This is a genomic window from Alkaliphilus oremlandii OhILAs, assembly GCF_000018325.1.
GTDB classification, from domain to species: domain Bacteria; phylum Bacillota; class Clostridia; order Peptostreptococcales; family Natronincolaceae; genus Alkaliphilus_B; species Alkaliphilus_B oremlandii.
This window is the reverse complement of the sequence record NC_009922.1, coordinates 2,223,620-2,241,626: the sequence shown is the minus strand read 5'-3', so window position 1 is coordinate 2,241,626 and position 18,007 is coordinate 2,223,620. Positions and strand designations below refer to the sequence as shown.

Genomic DNA, 18,007 nt, shown 5'->3' with positions numbered 1-18,007 from the left:
TATTAGAACACTCCTATTTATTACAGGAAAAGGGAGACTACAGTCTCCCTTTTAATTGCCCATTTTAAAGTTATTGTCTAATATTTCAATGTTTCCCTTGATGCCAGAAGAAGCGTATACAACGTTGTCCTTTGAGATCAATATGGTTTCTACACCTGGAAGGTTTTCGATTAGATTTAGACCTTCCTCCAATCCTAGAATGAAAACCGAAGTAGAAAGTACGTCTCCGTCCATGGCTTTATCAGAGATAATCGTAACACTTACGAGACCACTATCCGCAGGAGAGCCAGTCTTTGGATTGATAATATGGTGGTACCGAATATCATTTTCTACAAAAAACCTTTCATAATCCCCAGAAGTAACGACGGATTTGTCCGAAATAGAAATACGAATAATGGAATTATCTTGTCCTACATGGGGGTTGTTTACCCCTACTCTCCAAGGCGTACCATCGGTTTTTGCTCCCAGAGCGTAGATATCACCGCCTAGGTTCACTAGACCGCTTTGAATGCCATTTTCTCTTAAAATATTGATTGCCTCGTCTACAGCATATCCCTTTGCAATGCCACCTAAATCCAAGAGCATATCGGAATCTTTAATAAATGCAGTGTGATCTTTTTCTGAAACTTGTAATTGAGAAAGATCGATGTGGTTCATCGCAGTTAATATTTCCTCCGAGGTCGGAACCTTTTGCCAAGCTTTACCGATGCCCCAAAGTTCGATTAAGGAGCCCAGGCCAATATTAAAGGTTTCCTTTGATACGGGAAAGTATTCCAACCCCTTTTGTAGCACTTCTAATGTAGATGGATTAATCTGAACGGGCTGAATCCCTGCGTTTTCATTGATATGGTAGACATCACTACCTTCGATGGAAGTACTCATTAAATTTTCAATCTCAGTGATACGCTCATATGCTTTGGAAATCGCAGCATTTCCTTCCGTTTCTGAGCTACTGTAAGCACTAATTTGACCAAAAGTTCCTAAAACTAACTGCTCCTGCTTCACTAGAGTCAACTCTGCATTGGGTTTAGTTGAAGTACAAGCACTCAAAAAAATAGATGCGATCAAGAGCAGCGGAAGTAATTTTATTTTTTTATTCATTTTAGTACACCTCTTTTTCATATTGTTCGTACAAATATGGACTGCATTATTATATCAATTGAAGTAAAAAAAGTAAAGATAAGTGCAATAAGGGAGAAAATATATGACGTAAAGGCTCATTTTATGGGCTTTAATGAAATGTTAAGAAAATTATAAAATATGGTTGCATTCCCAAAATAAAAAATGTAAAATAGGAGTAAAGTAAAAGTTATTAATTTAACGTCTATATTATTAAGAAATATTTCTCAAAAAAGAAGTATTCTTAATAAGCTAATCATTAAAGGGGGCACTTAAAATGAAAAAAGCGGTAGCATTAGCTTTAGCAGGTTTATTAGCATTACCATTCGTAGCACCAGCAACTGTAAACGCTGCTGATCCAGTACTAGAAGGACCAGGAGTTAAAAGTGCGGTTGTATTTAACAACGAACATAGCAATGATGCTAAAATAACACTAGGAACAAAGAGCTATGTTAAAAATGGAAAAGTATTTGTTCCAGTAAGAGAGATCGTAGAAAAGTTTGGTTTACATATTAAATACGATGCAGCGACACATACTGCATATATCGTAGGAGATGAAAATGCTACAGTAGCAAGTGCTGAAAAAGGTGAAGGAATGAATCTTTTCGGCTTAGATGGTAAAAGATTAGATACAGCAGTGGAGATTAATGAAGAAAGTAAATCCTTTGTAGCAGCAGCAGACCTAGCAACTGCTTTAGGAAGATATTACTATGAAGATACACTAAGCAATAGCTTATATATGTTTGACGAGGCTGCACCGATGAAAGATGGAGAATACGTAGCAGTTGCTGTAGCAAGTAGAGGATGGGCACCACAAGTAAACTTAACAGTAAAGGATGGAAAAATCGAATCTGTAGTTTACAACGAATATAATGCAGAAGGAAAAGATAAGAAAACTGATGAAGCTTACAATGCAAGCTGGCAAGCAAAATATCCAGAGGTGGTTTTAGCAGAGAAAATCGACGCTTTACAAGCAGATTTACTTGAGAAGCAAAATGCATTCAATGTGGATGTAGCAACTGGTGCAACCAGTACTTCTGCAACCTTTAAAACATTAACTAAGAAAGCAATAGCAAAAGCAAAAGCTGCACACACAAGCCAAGCAGTTGGAATTGACTATAGAGATGGTAAATACGTTGTAGTGGGAATCACAGATTCTAGAGGATGGACACCACAATTAGATATGGTAGTTGAAGGTGGAAAAATCGTTTCTGCTGAATATACTGCAATCAACGATGCTGGTGAAAGCAAGAGACTAGACGGTGGTGGATACGTTACCAACTGGAAAAATAAATATCCAGATGTAGATCCAGTAGCGATCATCCAAGAAAGAGAAGCACAATTAGTGAAAGTACAAGATCCAAATATGGTGGACATTTCTACAGGGGCAACTAGTTGGGGACAGGACTTAAAACTATTTGCTGTTGGTGCTTTAAACCAAGCTGCAAAAGCTGATATAGCAGTAACCGGAGATTCTACAATCTATGTGTTCCACGGTGCACCTACAGCTGCTAGTGCATACTACGTACAACTTTTAGCAGTTGAAGAAAATGGCAAAATCGTAGATGTAGATTACGTTGAATATCAAACAGGAGCAGATTTAGCGAAGCCTCATAATCCAGCTTATCTTACAAACTGGGCAAACAAAATGACAGATGTGCTTCAAGGAAGAAGCCAACTAGATATTCGTCAAGAAATGCTAGATTTCTTTATGGAAAACAAATCTGTAGAAGGAATTGATACCATTACAGGTGCATCTAACTGGAGAAAAGGTATTGTAAACTTGGGACAAAAAGCGTTAGAAAGAATTGAAAAATAGAACAAGTTCTTTTATAGTGATGAATATGATGTAGTATTCAGGACAAAAGAACCATATACATAGAACAACGAATAATGATAAGGTTGAGAAGAAAAGCTTAGCTTTATCATTATTCAATGTTATAGATTGTTAAAAAAAAGATATATTTAGGAGGGGTTTAAAAATGAAAAAGAAATTCGCCTTAGCTTTAGTGTTTGCTTTAACCATGGGAGTTTTTGCTGGATGCTCTAAGCCAGCAAAGGAAGCAGCAACTGGAAAATTTACAGACGGTGTATATGAAGGTGTTGGAGAAGGCTTCAAAGGCAACATTAAAGTAAGTGTTAAAGTTGAAAATGGTAACATCAAAACAATTGATCTTTTAGAAATTGAGGATACACCTGGAATCGGAGACGAAGGTGCTAAGGAAGTTATTGCAAAGATTATAGAAAAACAATCTACAGAAGTAGAAGTTAAATCCGGTGCTACTGTTTCCAGCAATGGAACAATGGAAGCTGTAGAAGTTGCGTTAGGTTTAAAAGAAGCAAAGGTTGCTGAAAAGCCAGCAGAGGCACCGAAGGAAGAGGAAGTAAAAGAAGAAGAGAAGAAGGAAGAAGAAGTAAAAGAGGAAGAGAAGAAAGAAGAGCCTAAGAAGGAAGAGCCTAAGAAAGAAGAACCTAAGAAAGAAGAACCTAAGAAAGAAGAGCCTAAAAAAGAGGAGCCTAAGAAGGAAGAACCTAAAAAAGAAGAGCCTAAAGCAGCAGATGGCTTTAAAGATGGTTCATACGTAGGTAAAGCTGAAGGCTTCTACGGTAATATCGAAATGAAGGTTACAATTTCTGGCGGAAAAATTTCAGATGTTACAATAAATAAAATGGATGAAACGGAAGGCATTGGTGACGTAGCGGTGAAAAAAATCGCAGAGAATGCTAAAGCTAAGAACACCGGTGATTTAGATACCATATCTGGAGCAACAGTTTCTAGTACAGGTGCAATTACTGCGATTAAAAATGCATTAAGTCAAGCAAAGTAGAGTAAGTTAGAAAAACACAGAGAAAATACACCATAATCTATGGTATTTGGTGTATTTTTTTAATATATGTTCATATAATGGATATACTAATATTGATTTTATTGATATAAAGGGATAGAATATACAGTAGTATTTGTTAATTAATAGTTAATAAATACGAATTTACTTTAAAGGTTAAAAAATTATTATATTTAGGAGGAATTTCAATGAAAAAGAAAATAGCTTTAGGTTTAATTGCGGCATTAACAATGGCTACAGTAATTGGTTGTGGCTCACCAGGAAAAGAGAGTGCTGGATACACAGATGGTACATATGAGGGTGTAGGTGCAGGATATAAGGGAGATATTAAAGTAAGTGTTGAAGTAAAAGGTGGAAAAATTACAGATGTAAAAGTATTAGAGCAAGCTGAAACAGAAGGTCTTGGCGACAAAGCTGCAGAAGAAGTAGCACAAAAAATTGTTAAAGAAAATTCTGTAGAAGTAGAAGGCGTATCTGGTGCAACAGGTTCAAGCAACGGTGTAAAAGAAGCTGTTAAAAAAGCATTAGAAGCAAAATAATACAAAAAAACATGATTCTGAACCAAGAATCATGTTTTTTTATTGCCCTAAATTCGATACAGGTCTAAAGTAACAATTTTAAAATTAATTTCTAAAGTTTTAAAACTTAGTAGGAATTTATCAAAAGGTGTAGAACTAAGTATTAATGTGCTATAAAAGAAAAAACAACTACGATTTTTAGTGAGATATATAAGAACTGGGTTAAGTTAATCTCAGGATAAGGGGGCGAAAATATGAACAATTACAAAGTTTTTATACTGAATTTTAAAGAAGTGCTGGCTATAAATATAAAAGAATTTCTTAGAAATTGTGGATACGAAGTTGTTCAAAACTTAGATAAGACAACATATATGGATGACATCAGAAAAGAAAAACCCCATGTTATTTTGATCAATTGTACTCAAAATACTGAGTTTGAAATAGAAGTCTGTAAGAGGTTAAAAAAAGAGGATCGGACAAATAAAATTCCACTCATTGCAATCTTGGATCAACAAAGCATAGAAGCGAGAAAAAAATATTTGGCATTAGGAATTGAAGACTATATAGATGTACCATTTGAGAAGGAAGAACTGAATCTGAAGGTTCAAAATCAGATGAAATTTGTAGAATCACAAAGAGAGCTATATTTGTGTAGGATGGCATTGGCTGAGAATCTAGAAATGATTCGAAAACAAAAGAATGAATTGGATCGGAATTTAAATTTAGCCTCGAGAATTCAGGAAGCGCTTATTCCAAAGTCTCTCGGCAGTATACCGAATTGTTCTTTCAACTGGATATACCAACCCTCAGGAAAGGTCGGGGGCGATATTTTTGATGTTTTTATGCTGGATAAAGATCATTTAGGGCTGTATATGATCGATGTAATGGGACATGGGCTCGCAGCCGCTATGCTTGCAGTTACGCTATCTGAAAGTCTAATCTTAGATATCGATAGAGATTCCCCTCTGAAGAAAAAAATAAGTACACCACCCTACTATGAAATTGTATCCCCTATAGAAGTCGTACGATATTTAAATAAAAGATTCCCTTTTGGGAAATATGAACATTATTTTACAATATTCTATATGGTTTTAAATATAAAAACAGGTGTAATGAGCTATGTACGTGGAGGGCATCCAATCCCTCTTCTTCTGAAAGAAAGTGGAGAAATGCTGGAGCTGGACGCATACGGCACTCCTGTTGGCTTCGAATTCTGTGAGGACTATGAAGAGAAGACAATCACCTTAAGTACCGGTGACCATCTGATCATTTATACCGATGGACTTGCAGAGATAAAAGACAGCTCTGGAAATGCAATGGGACACGATGGCATTGTAAATTATGTAAAGAAGGAAGGACTATTTAATGGGCAATTAACAATGGGCTTGAGCAAATTAGTTCGGGAGCAATCACAGCTAAGTGACGATTTAACGGTGTTAGAAATGAGCTGGAATAGATCTGTGTGAATTGATTAGAGCAGCAAATAAGGAACCTTCCATAACTGTTAAATAAAAGACATCTAAATTTATGTGAGGAGTTATTTTAATGAAATTAAAACACAAGCTACCTTTAATCAGTATTGTTTTATTAGTACTTTATTTTATATCTTTATGGGTTATGACAGAAAAAACAATATTACAGTTTACCATAGATTACCAGCATAAAATCTATCTTTCTAAAATTGAAAGACATACGCAGAATATTGAATATGATATACAAAATGGGAAAAGACAATTATGGCGGATCGGGCAGAAATTAAATACAGGGAAATTAAGCTGGAAAGAATCTTCTCATTATTTTTATGATGCTTTGGAAGATAGTGTTTTTGATAAGATTGGATTAGTGTACAAGGATAAAACCTATCATATTACGGGCAGGGATCAATTAGGTGATCTATCCCATCGAACCTATTTAAACGAAGCCTTTGAGGGGAAAACCGTCGTATCAGAGCCGTTGTATTCCAAATCGAACAATATCTATCAGATCGTGATCGCAGTGCCAATTTCCTACAATGAGGAAATCTTAGGCGCTGTCATTGGTACAATTCCCATGCAATTTATAGGGGATATTGTGGATTCTTTAAGGATTGATGGCTATGGATTCGGTATTTTGATCGATTCATCAGGAGATGTCATTTTGAATTCGGAATATGATGCCATTGGGTACACTAATTTCTATGAGCATGTAGGAATTGATCAGTTTACGAGCAAAAGTGGTTTTTTAAGATACCATGACGGAGAACAACAGCGATATGCGTTCTTCAAACAGCTGGACGGCCTTGATTTTTTTGCAGTTTCGATTATTGGCGAAAGTGATTTATATAAGCCCATTACAGCACTTTTTCATAAAAACCTTCAAATATTTATTATGATATTAATACTGGCATGTATTCTCACATACTTTGCCATTAAGAATATATTTAAGCCGGTTAGTGCTTTAATCGATGCTATGATAAAAGCAGAGGATGGAGATTATATGTTGCAGGTTCCTGTGGAGCGTGAAGATGAAGTGGCTAATATTGCGATTCAATTTAATAAGACCATAGAAAAAATTTCCTTTAGAGACGAAGAATTACAGGCATTAAATGAAGAACTCATTGCCAGTTTTAGAGAAATTAACGAGACCAATGAGAAAATGCTGCAACTATATTTTGATACGATTAAGGCATTGGTACAAGCTATGGAATTTAAAGATACCTATACGAAGGGTCATAGTGAACGGGTAATGGAATATTCCTTGAGTCTAGGAAGTAAATTAAATTTGACTCAAGAAGAAATGGAAATTTTAAGACATGGCAGTATTCTTCATGATATTGGTAAGTTGGGTATTCCAGATGAGGTGCTGCTAAAAGCATCTACCTTGAATGAAGAAGAATATAATATTATTAAGGAGCATTCTAGAAAAGGGGCATCTTTTATTGAAAATCTTGAATTTTTAAAGGAATCTCTTCCAATCATACGAAATCATCATGAAAGATTTGATGGTGGGGGTTATCCCGATCAACTAAAAGGAGATGAAATTCCTTTACTGGTTAAGATTGTGACCATAGCAGATGCTTACGATGCAATGACTACAAGAAGGGCATATAAAGAGCCCTTTACCATGGATGAGGCCGTTATAGAACTAAGACGAAATAAAGGCACCCAGTTTGATCCGTTCTTGGTAGAAAAATTTATAGAAACCATATATAATATTTAAATATCAAAAACTATATATTCAATATTAAAATTAGAGAAACATTTGGGAGGGAAAATATATGAAAGAATCACTTAAGGAGCTTTTAAATCAACGAATGCTATACTGCTTACCTCCTTGGACACACCATAAGGAAACACTGACAGAGTTGTTAAAGGCTCATCCTTCAATTCAATTCGTTTCTTTAATCGGTGTAGATTTAGGTGGCAACGATACTGACGAGAAAATCCCCATTGATCTATTTATAAATGAAATGGACAGATTCTTTAAGGTTGGTGTTCAAACCGATGGTTCCAGTGTTGCCTTACATGGTATCGCAACCTTAAATAATGCGAAAGTGGACTTGGTTCCAGATGCTTCAGTGAATTGGTTTGTAGATTATAATTATGAGCATATCTGTAGCACTTGTGGACTGCCAGTGGGAACTTTGAGAATCCCTGCATTTCTGGTGCATAATGCAAAAAAAGTCGACTCTAGATCAATTTTAAATAGAGCCGTCCAAAACTTCTCTTTGCAGCTTCAATCCATATTGAAGGAATACCCCCATATCAGAAAGGATTTAGGGATCCAAGAGGAGGAAACTGTTGAAGAGGTTATCTTAACATCGGCTACAGAATTGGAGTTTTGGGTAAAAACTCCGGAAGAATATGCAGATGAAGAAAAATTGTCAACTTCACAGATGTTAAAGGAGCAATATTGGAAACGTACAAAAGGAAGTGTGCGTACTGCTTTAGAGGAGAGCATACTTTTACTTGAAAAGTATGGAATGCAGCCGGAAATTGGCCATAAAGAAGTGGGCGGTGTCAGTGCGAAAATCGGTGTCAATGGCAACCTAAACCATGTTATGGAGCAGTTAGAAATTGTTTGGAAGTATTCAACCTCTATTCAGGCGGCGGACAATGAACTGTTTATTAGAGAAATCATTGAGGAGACCTTTAAAAGACATGGTCTAGAAGTAACATTTCGAGCAAAACCAATAGAAGGTGTTGCAGGCAGTGGAAAGCACATTCATGTTGGTGTTGCTATCCAGCTTAGCAGCGGCAAATATATTAATATATTTACCCCAAAAGATAGAACGATGGAGTATATGAGCATTTTAGGTTGGGGAGCCCTCTATGGCATCCTTAGAAATTATGAGGTGGTGAACCCTTTTATAACGGCAACAAACGACGCTTTTAATCGCTTAAAGCCAGGGTTTGAAGCACCAATCTGTACCGTCAGTGCAATTGGTCACAGGGCAGATATGCCGTCTAGAAACCGTACGGTTCTAATTGGGTTGATTCGGGACATCAATAATCCAAATGCAACGAGATTTGAGGTTCGCTCTTCTAACCCATCTACTAATACGTATTTAGCCATCGCTGCTATTTATCAAACCATGATGGATGGACTTCTTGCCGCAGTAAAATCTGGTTTGACTTCCAATGCCCTAGAAAAAGAATTTTCTAAAAAACAAGGGGAGGAAAAGTTTTACCTTGAAACGAATCGTGTCTATAGAAGTGAGGAAGATGTATTTGAATATTATACAGAAGAGGAACGAAATAGCATGTTCGGCATCCCGCCAGCCACTGTATGGGAAAATATCCAGCATTTTGATCAAGAGCCGGGTAAAACAGAGATTCTATGCGCAGGCGAAGTATTTAGCCGCCCTATTATAGCGTCCTATAAATTGGGCACCATGGTTCAATGGCTCACAGAGCTGTCAGGAAGAATTATTCCCGATAATATTGCCTTGGTCAGAAGCTTGGTAAAAATTCATAAAGAGGAAACCAGTACGGACATTGATGTGGTTCATTGGGAAAAGGTAAATGATTTGAGAATTTATCTAATGAAAGATACTTTAAATAAAAAATCGTTATTTACTAGAATGCGGCAGGCGATAGATGCTAGAGAATACGACACAGTATCGGACTTACAGTTAGAAATGAACGAAAAAATAACTGTCTTGAAGCATCTCTATATTGAATATCGCAGAAATCTTTTTGAAGAAGGCGATCATTTTATACATTGATTGAAAGCGATAATTTTCTAAAATAAGAAAGAGGAAAAACATGGTATTATGGAGAATATTTATAATGGAATACAAATTCTCTGTTTTACATTATAAATATTGGGTATAACAGGAAATAAACATTATATAATAAAGGAGTGTTCATATGGATATCAAACAACTACAGAGAAAAATGAAAGACGTAAAAAGAAGATTGGACCCGAAAGAGATCGAAAGAGAAAAAAATCTTGAGCATGCAAAGGGTATTGTGAAAGGAGCAGCTGTAGGAGGTATCATAGCTAGTGTCACAGCTTTGTTCCTATCTCCAGATAGCGGTAAAAACAATAGAAAAAAAGCAAAAAAAGAATTGGAAAAAGCAAAAAAAGAATTAGAAAAAGCAAAGGATGCTTTAGAAGCAAATCTTACAGAGGGTAAGGAGAAATTATCTCAGATTTATGATAATAAAAAAGAGCTGATTGAAGAGAAGAAAAATCTGTTGAAAGAAAAATTCAGTGTAGAAGAAGATCTCAATATTATAGACGAGCTGGACCTTGAAGAAATAATAGAAGAGGCATTAGATTCTGACGAATATTAAAACATATATAAAGGGGATGTAAGTGCATGGATGCTCAGATAAGTGTTGGACAATTAGTCACCATATTACTTTCTATAGCAGGGATCAGTGTTCTAGTGGTTTTATTTAAATCATTGATGAATTTAAATCAAATCCTTAGCAGTATCAGCAGAATTGTGGAGCGTAATGAAGCGAACATTGATCAGGTTTTAAACAGCGTACCTAAAATACTAAGCACTACTGAGGAAATAACGAAGAATGTGAATGACGAGATGAAACATGTTTCAGGAGCCATTAAGGCTGTTGAAGAGACTGTTGAGTATACAGCCGCAGCTGCACAGGTAATTAGTGAAGATCTGATTCTACCTGCAAAAGACCTATTGGTAATTTTACCAATACTAAAAAGCTTATTTACAAAAGATAAGAAAAAGGGATTCTGGAGTAAATAATTTGGGAAGTCTATATGATAAATAAATCTAAAAAAATAAAAATTGAAAGCATCTATAAGCTTATCTGTATATTGGTCGCAATTTTATTTCTAGCCTTTGCTGCTTTAAATTTTAATATGATGGATAGAATGAAAACGGAGAACCATCTCAATGGAAACGACTTTTATAGCTACATGAAGATATCAATATTGGTATCCATCACCATTTTCGTTTTATTGATAGTAGCTTTGTTATTCGTTCGAAGACTGACAAAGAACGATATGAGTTATATCCTCCGTGCATTTAAAAATTTGAGTAATTTTAATTACGATACGGATTTTGTAGAAAGTTACATACCTTATTTTACAGAGGAAGATCGTATTAAAAACTTAATTCATGATATTTACAAAGAAGCCATATTTCTAGAAGACATAAAAGATGTGGCTTCTAATGAATACGTTTTAGATCGTGTATTGGAGAAAGTATTCGACAAATTAAATGAACATATTCGAGTCGATCGAATTGGTGTGGCATTTGCAGATTATAATAGAGAAAAGATTATTGCAGAAACGGCTAAGATTAATTACGGGAAAGTCTTATTGGGTATTGGATTTGAAGTGAGTATGGCCAATACCTCCTTAGTAGATATTTTAGAGACCAAACAGTCTAAAATCAATAACAATCTGATGGCTGAGAAAGTGAACCGAGAAGATCGTAGCATTGCTTTGGATTTAATTGTAGAGGAAGGGATTCACTCAAACATGATCATTCCCTTAGTTATAGATGATAAAGCTTTCGGTATCTTGTTTTTTAGCTCCTTTGAAAAGGAGAGCTACGATAAAAAAAGCCTAAGGATAGCAGAGAATGTAGCCCATTCCATAGCCACCATCATCAATCAGGCATACTTAACAAAAACTATATTTAATAATATTACATATACCTTTGCAGAATTGGTAGAGAAAAAGGACTTAGAAACTGGCGATCATATCAATCGTATGACCAAATATTCTTTAGTCCTTGCAGAGCATCTATATGATGTCAGCAACGCAAAGTATGAAGTCAATAGCTCATTTATGCAGGATATGGAATTGTATGCGCCATTGCACGATATTGGGAAGGTAGGAATACCGGATAAAATATTAAATAAACCTGGGAAATTCACCCCGGAAGAATGGGCAATTATGAAAGAACACGCCAATATAGGAGCGGACATTATAAGTAATCTCCGGGATTCTTTAGAATATTTCGGTAAGGATTTTTATCAGATGGCATTGGATATTATACGGCATCACCATGAGAGATGGGATGGAACGGGATATCCCTATGGATTAAAGGGAGAAGAAATTCCTTTAAGTGCTCGAATTGTGGCCATAGCAGATGTATTTGACGCATTGGCTTCCAAAAGATCCTATAAGGAACGAATGACTTTTAAAGAATGTGTAGAGATTATCTTAGAATCGAGAGGAAGTCACTTTGATCCTGTATTGGTAGATGTATTTGAGAAGAACCTGTCAGAAATCAGAAAAATATATGATGCAGATTGCCTAGTTGCATATAAAGAAAGTTCTCATTGAAAACAAATGAGAACTTTCTTTCGTATAGATAGAAATAAGCTATTTTTTATTGTTTCCACTTTAGAAATCGATTTTCTAAAAATGAAATAAATTGATACATGATGGCTGTAGAAAGGGACAGAACAATAACACCAGCCATTACAATATCTAGTCGGAATACCTGACCGCCGTAGACAATTAAGTAGCCCAATCCAGATTTTGATACTAGGAATTCACCGACGATTACGCCGACCCAAGCCATTCCGATATTGATCTTAAAGGTATTGATCATGGTGGGGATACTCGCAGGGAAAATAACTTTCTGTAATGTTTGAAACTTGCTGGCGCCAAAGGTTGTTAGAAGTTTGATTTTCTCCGTATCCACTTCTTTAAAACCATTATAGGTAGACAATATGGTCACAACGATGGAGATGGTCAGTGCGGTGACGATAATACCACTCATACCGGCACCTGCCCAAATAATGATAATAGGACCCAATGCTATTTTAGGCATGGCATTTAAAACCACGAGATAAGGATCCAGAACTCGAGCCGCAAAGTCAGACCACCATAAAATAATGGCGATCACTGTTCCTAGTATGGTCCCTAAGAACAGAGATATTACGGTTTCAGTGATGGATACTACAGCGTGTTTAAAAAGAGAGCCATCCATGGCCAGCTTTCCAATTAAAGTTACAATATCACTGGGTTTGCTTGTGAAAAAAGGATCGATCCATTTTAGGGAAGCAGCAACCTCCCATAAAAGCAAGAAGATGATTAAGACACCAGTCTGCCAGAATAGAATTTTTCTGTTATAGCTTTTAATAAATTTTAAATACGCTAAATGACTGGAAGAATGTTCTGTTTGCTTCAACTCTTGATGATTAGACATATATATCGAGCTCCTTCCATATTTTATTGAAATAATGCCTAAATTCAGGAGCCTCACGACATTTTAGCGGTGTTCTTTCCATATCGCAGGTCAGATTGATGCTATGGATATTTTTAATGCTGGCAGGTCGATTGGATAGGACGATGACCTTATCAGACATGGCGATCGCCTCAGAAATATCATGAGTCACCATGATTGCTGTCTTCCCCTCACTCCGCAGTATTTTAGTGATATCATCGCTAACAGCCAATCTATTTTGGTAATCTAAGGCCGAAAAAGGCTCATCTAAGAGCAATAAATCTGGCTCAATTGCCAATGTTCGAATTAAAGCGACTCTCTGTCTCATTCCTCCGGACAGCTGATAGGGATAATGATCTTTAAAATCCTTTAAGCCATAAAGGTCCAAAAGGTTTGTAACGTGGCTCAAGGATTTATCATTGACCTTATTTTGAATTTCTAAGCCGATAATGACGTTTTCCATAATGGTTCTCCAATGAAAGAGCTGGTCATTTTGGAACATATAGCCTATATTTTTATTTGTGCCATCAACTTTTTTACCATTGATAAAAACTTCGCCAGAACTAGGTTTGATCAATCCAGCGATAATGGATAGAATTGTAGATTTACCGCAACCACTGGGACCAACGATGGCAATTATTTCTCCTTGGTCAACATCGAAGGATAGGTTGGATATGGCTTCAGTTTCTCCTTCTAAGGTATGATATATCTTGGATACATTTTTTATTTCGACAAATTTTCTACCATTCATAATTTGAGCCTCCTTCAGACAACATGGTAACATCTTAAAACGTATTTGATATATCATATGATACTTCAATTCATTTGGTACTTTGTATGAGGAAGTATTGTGATGTTCTACTATGAATTATCAATGGAAAATAAGATGAATAGAGGCTTGGCTTGGATTTTTAATTTGTTTAAAGAGTGTATCTACGGGTAAAAAGATTATAATTATATCACAGTTAAAGGAGTTGGAAGCCGATGAAGTCTAGAGAGAAATGTGAAAATGAAATTAATGCATTAAAGAATAGATTGCATAAAATGCTAGAGGGAACGAATGGGACTATAACTGAAGATATCGTTGAAATTAGTCAAAAATTGGATGTTCTAATACTCCAAGCAACTAAAAAAAACAACTATAACCATAAATAAAATAAAAAATACCGCTCTCAATCGAACGGTATTTTAGTAGCTCAGAAAAAATAACAGTTATATGGGAATTCTGAGGGATGAATCTCTAAATTGAATTTTTCGGTAATCCAAAAATATTGTCAACAGGAATTGTAAACATGAGACCTACACCAGGCTTACGAATATCTCCTATGACCCTATTGACGGCATCCACAGCTTTTTCTAAAAGCTCTGGATTATCAATTACAGTGAAAACCGTTTTATTATACGGTCTGGAGCTGTCCAAAAAGCTTTTCAATGATCCGAATAAAGGAACTTGTCTGTTACTATTATTGGCGATTGCACTAGCCATTCCTTGGCTATCTAAGATCGTAGCACCCTTAACTCCGATTTCTACAAACTCAGATAAAATATCATCTAAATACTCTATTTCATTAAGAACTAAAAACAATACATGCATTTTTGCACCTTCTTTCAAAATTTATATAGTACAATTGTATCTAAAATGCTTTGCTCATTCAATGGTTTTAGGATTTTTATGCTTTTGATGGTGATAACTTTTTATCCTTTCCATTGATCTCTCCAGCTTTTTCAATTGCTATTTTAGATAAAATCGGCCCTAAAGATTCATAGATTAATATACTGAAGAGGATCACTGTAGTGATGGCTTCACTATACTGTGGCAATTGCTTCTTCACGATAATGGATAAACCGAGAGAAACACCACCTTGGGGTAGTAAAGCAAGCCCCAAATATTTACAAACAGCATTATCTGCTTTAACAGCTTTTGCACTTAAAGCAGCACCCAGCATTTTACCGCCACCTCTAGCAAATACATATGCTATTCCAAGAGCACCAACTTGTGATAAAATACTTAAATGTAAACTCGCTCCTGCCAATGTAAAGAATAACAGATAAATTGGTGGTGCAACATCATTGAGCACTGCAAAGACCCGTTTTGAATTATGCATTAAATTAACAATTGTGGCGCCCACCATCATACAGGTCAGTAGTGGAGATAGGGCTAAAAAGTTCGCAATGCCGGATGACGCAAAAAGAGATGCGAGAACGATTCCAAGAAGCTCTTCCTGGCTATATGCTTTATTTGCAAAATAGGTAGTCAATACCCCTAAGATAAATCCAATGAGTAGGGATCCGAAGATTTCTATAAAGGGTGCACTGACCATGGAGAAAAAAGAACCATTAACTGTACCGAGGGACAGCTTTGCCATGGACATAGCAATACCGAAAGCCATAATACCAACAGCATCATCTAGGGCAACTACTGGCAAAATCGTTCTAGTTAAAGGTCCGTCCGCTCTATATTGATTGATTACCATGATTGTTGCAGCAGGCGCTGTCGCAGCTGACATGGAGGCAATCACAATACTAAATGCAAAGCTTTGATCGAACATATAGTATGTTACTAAAAATACCACGAGCATGGCTCCGAGGGCTTCTGCCACGGTAATAACGACAACGCTTTTTCCTACCTTCAGCATATCTTTTAATTCAAATTCACTACCGATACCAAATGCGATGGCAGCCAATGCTATTTCATTGATAATAGAAAATGATTGAATATCCGCATCTTTAATGAGATTAAAGAATGATGGGCCGATGAATAGTCCGGCTACTAAATACCCTGTTACATTTGGCAGATTTAATTTCTTAGAAATTCGACCGCCGATAAGTCCTACGATTAATATGATGCTTAATTTAAACAAAAAATCCATGAACATTCCTCCTACGTAATATACTAAAAATAAAGGATAAAAGTTATGTCTTTATCCAAGTAAGGAATTCATGCATTTTAACCACCAGCTTTCTATAATGCATTCTACTTAATATTGTATACAATATGGAATTGATTTTCAATGGTTAAATTTTTAGTAAAGGATCTGTGTACATAAAATCCATGTATAGAAAGAAATTAGACCTTCTTTCTGTACATGGATTCTTATATGATCTATGTATTTTTTTATGAATCAATAACTATGATCGGGTAGTGTTCTTAGATCCTCTTATTCTTCAGTTGCTGGTGGTGTAAACACTCTTTGCGCCAGTTCGTTATCTAACATGTATATGCCACTTGGATTATTTGCAATTCTCTTTAATTTAGCAATCAGGTTGCTAAAAGTAGCTTCTTCCTCTACTTGTTCGTTTACAAACCAATTTAAGAAATTAACCGCAGCATAATTTCTATCTTCTAATGCAGTATGCATCAATTCGTTGATTTGACCCGTAACCTTCTTTTCGTGCTCTAAAGCTGCTTCAAAGACTGCTTCAACAGAATCAAAAGAATTGTTTGGATCCCCAAAGCCTGAGATGATTGCCCTTTCACCAATTTCGTTAATAAAATTAAAGAACTTCATTGCATGGAATCTTTCTTCTTCCCCCTGAACGATGAAAAAATTAGCAAAGCCATCTAAATCTTCAGCTTTACAGTAAGCTGCCATCGCTAGATAAATATTAGCTGCATCAAACTCATGCTTGATTTGCTCGTTAAATCCTTTTAATAATTTTTCAGACATCATAACAAAACCCCTCCAATAAATTAATTTTTACTACTACATGTGATTATTATATCATAAATTACCAATTGAACCTATGAATAAGTCCATGTAAATTAATAAACTATATATAATATTTACACCAATTCATATCCTCGTAAACAAACTTTATTTTGTATTTTGCAATAAAAACGATATAATATTTGTATAGGTGTTTTTCCTATGGAAATATAAAAAATTTAAATTGGCTGCTTTACTTGAACCGATATGAAATATAATTTATACAAGGAGGATTTATTTTATGAACGATAAAATAAGAGATATACACGAGATGCCGCTCCAGATAAAATTGAACTATAGCAGGATATTAAGTTTGATGGCAACCGTAGATAGGGACCATAACCAACTAAAAATAGGTGCCTTCTACAGAATTATGAATAAGATTAAACTTCCGGCTACTGAAAGAGTGGATCTTCTAAAACAAATGATGCAAAAAAGAATATCTTTTGAGGAGTTCAGCAAGGAATTGCAATTAGAAAATCAATTGAACGATCAAGAAAGGAATATTTTCAGGTTTTCCTTAATGAAGGATTTAATTATCATCATGAATGCAGACTATGTCATTACAGAAGGCGAAGAAAGGCTTATAGAACAAATTCAGAATTATTTTAATATTTCCGAAGAGCAGTTTTCCTTTTTTCAAGAAGAATATGAAATGGATTGCTCTATTTTAGAAAGTGGTGCAGAGAACGATCAGCTAAAAGAAATCGGCAAAAAATCCATGGCTGCAGCAGCTTCCTTAGGAATTCCTCTGGGACTTCTGTACTACAGCGGAAATTTTAGAGGCCTGGGGTGCCTCGGTGCGCTTTCTGGACTGAAAGCCATAGGAATGAAGAAGAAAACAAAAAAACATGCCTTGGTAGTAGGTTTAGCAGGTACGATTGCCTTAGGAATGATCACCTACAAAGCTGTGGATTATTTGCTATCTATAAAAAAGGACGAAAGAACCAATTTGTGGAATATAACGAAGGAAAGTATGGAACGACTGCATCAGGAAACCATCGATAATATTTATAGTGATATGGATTATTTCCACGATGAAGTTTTAAATCATAAGGAAAAGGAGGCAGATATTGCTCGGAGGGCCTTGGATATTCTGAGAAGAACCGTAGCCACATTAGAAAATACAGGGGCGATTATCCTGTAATCAACTATAAGTTAAGAACT

17 protein-coding genes are annotated in these 18,007 nt (G+C 35.7%); 11 read left to right on the top strand and 6 right to left on the bottom strand.

The genetic code is table 11. The features are described 5' to 3' along the window. Positions 1–51 precede the first annotated feature (51 nt). Positions 52–1,101, bottom strand: a complete 1,050-nt coding sequence (locus CLOS_RS10970) for an FAD:protein FMN transferase (protein ID WP_012159949.1) — start codon at positions 1,099–1,101, stop codon at positions 52–54. A gap of 295 nt (positions 1,102–1,396) precedes the next feature. Between CLOS_RS10970 and CLOS_RS10965 the strand changes: the two genes are divergently transcribed. The 9 genes from CLOS_RS10965 (at position 1,397) to CLOS_RS15320 (ending at position 12,244) form a co-directional block, all read left to right on the top strand. Beyond that, positions 1,397–2,938: an FMN-binding protein gene (locus CLOS_RS10965; RefSeq protein WP_012159948.1), complete on the top strand. Its 1,542-nt coding sequence runs from the start codon at positions 1,397–1,399 to the stop codon at positions 2,936–2,938. Positions 2,939–3,101: 163 nt separating this feature from the next. Further along, complete coding sequence (locus CLOS_RS15665) at positions 3,102–3,947, top strand: FMN-binding protein (RefSeq protein WP_012159947.1); 846 nt, start codon at positions 3,102–3,104, stop codon at positions 3,945–3,947. A 206-nt stretch (positions 3,948–4,153) separates the two neighbouring features. Then, positions 4,154–4,504, top strand: coding sequence for an FMN-binding protein (locus tag CLOS_RS10950; protein ID WP_012159946.1), 351 nt, complete (start codon positions 4,154–4,156; stop codon positions 4,502–4,504). Positions 4,505–4,737: 233 nt separating this feature from the next. Further along, positions 4,738–5,949 carry a SpoIIE family protein phosphatase gene (locus CLOS_RS10945; protein ID WP_012159945.1) on the top strand — a complete coding sequence of 404 codons (1,212 nt, stop codon included), beginning with the start codon at positions 4,738–4,740 and terminating at the stop codon, positions 5,947–5,949. A 79-nt stretch (positions 5,950–6,028) separates the two neighbouring features. Further along, positions 6,029–7,681, top strand: coding sequence for an HD domain-containing phosphohydrolase (locus tag CLOS_RS15330; RefSeq protein WP_012159944.1), 1,653 nt, complete (start codon positions 6,029–6,031; stop codon positions 7,679–7,681). A 58-nt stretch (positions 7,682–7,739) separates the two neighbouring features. Continuing rightward, complete coding sequence (locus CLOS_RS10935; RefSeq protein WP_012159943.1) at positions 7,740–9,689, top strand: type I glutamate--ammonia ligase; 1,950 nt, start codon at positions 7,740–7,742, stop codon at positions 9,687–9,689. A 145-nt stretch (positions 9,690–9,834) separates the two neighbouring features. Next, entirely contained in the window at positions 9,835–10,263 is a 429-nt protein-coding gene (locus CLOS_RS10930) for a YtxH domain-containing protein (protein WP_012159942.1), read from the top strand. A 26-nt stretch (positions 10,264–10,289) separates the two neighbouring features. Then, entirely contained in the window at positions 10,290–10,691 is a 402-nt protein-coding gene (locus tag CLOS_RS15325) for a hypothetical protein (RefSeq protein WP_012159941.1), read from the top strand. A 14-nt stretch (positions 10,692–10,705) separates the two neighbouring features. Continuing rightward, the gene (locus tag CLOS_RS15320) at positions 10,706–12,244 is read left to right on the top strand and encodes an HD-GYP domain-containing protein (RefSeq protein WP_012159940.1); all 1,539 of its coding nucleotides are present in this window, start codon (positions 10,706–10,708) and stop codon (positions 12,242–12,244) included. Between the two features lie 46 nt (positions 12,245–12,290). On the opposite strand, the gene CLOS_RS10915 is transcribed toward CLOS_RS15320, so the two are convergent. Further along, on the bottom strand, positions 12,291–13,115 hold the full coding sequence (locus CLOS_RS10915; protein WP_012159939.1) for an ABC transporter permease: 825 nt from the start codon (positions 13,113–13,115) through the stop codon (positions 12,291–12,293). Further along, positions 13,108–13,884, bottom strand: a complete 777-nt coding sequence (locus tag CLOS_RS10910) for an ABC transporter ATP-binding protein (protein ID WP_012159938.1) — start codon at positions 13,882–13,884, stop codon at positions 13,108–13,110. Before CLOS_RS10910 ends, CLOS_RS10915 begins: the two co-directional genes overlap by 8 nt. 233 nt (positions 13,885–14,117) lie before the next feature. On the opposite strand from CLOS_RS10910, the gene CLOS_RS15660 reads away from it, so the two are divergent. Beyond that, the gene (locus CLOS_RS15660; protein WP_083757161.1) at positions 14,118–14,288 is read left to right on the top strand and encodes a Spo0E family sporulation regulatory protein-aspartic acid phosphatase; all 171 of its coding nucleotides are present in this window, start codon (positions 14,118–14,120) and stop codon (positions 14,286–14,288) included. Between the two features lie 85 nt (positions 14,289–14,373). On the opposite strand, the gene CLOS_RS10905 is transcribed toward CLOS_RS15660, so the two are convergent. From CLOS_RS10905 to CLOS_RS10895, 3 genes are all read right to left on the bottom strand, one after another. Next, entirely contained in the window at positions 14,374–14,727 is a 354-nt protein-coding gene (locus CLOS_RS10905; protein WP_012159937.1) for a hypothetical protein, read from the bottom strand. A gap of 76 nt (positions 14,728–14,803) precedes the next feature. Continuing rightward, positions 14,804–16,003, bottom strand: coding sequence for a cation:proton antiporter (locus CLOS_RS10900; protein ID WP_012159936.1), 1,200 nt, complete (start codon positions 16,001–16,003; stop codon positions 14,804–14,806). Positions 16,004–16,291: 288 nt separating this feature from the next. After that, positions 16,292–16,804 (bottom strand): ferritin, encoded by a 513-nt coding sequence (locus tag CLOS_RS10895; RefSeq protein WP_012159935.1) that lies wholly within the window; start codon positions 16,802–16,804, stop codon positions 16,292–16,294. A gap of 277 nt (positions 16,805–17,081) precedes the next feature. Here CLOS_RS10895 and CLOS_RS10890 point away from each other — a divergent pair, with 277 nt between their 5' ends. Next, a complete protein-coding gene (locus CLOS_RS10890; RefSeq protein WP_012159934.1) occupies positions 17,082–17,987 on the top strand; it encodes a TerB family tellurite resistance protein in 906 nt (301 codons plus the stop codon). The last annotated feature ends 20 nt before the right edge of the window (positions 17,988–18,007 follow it).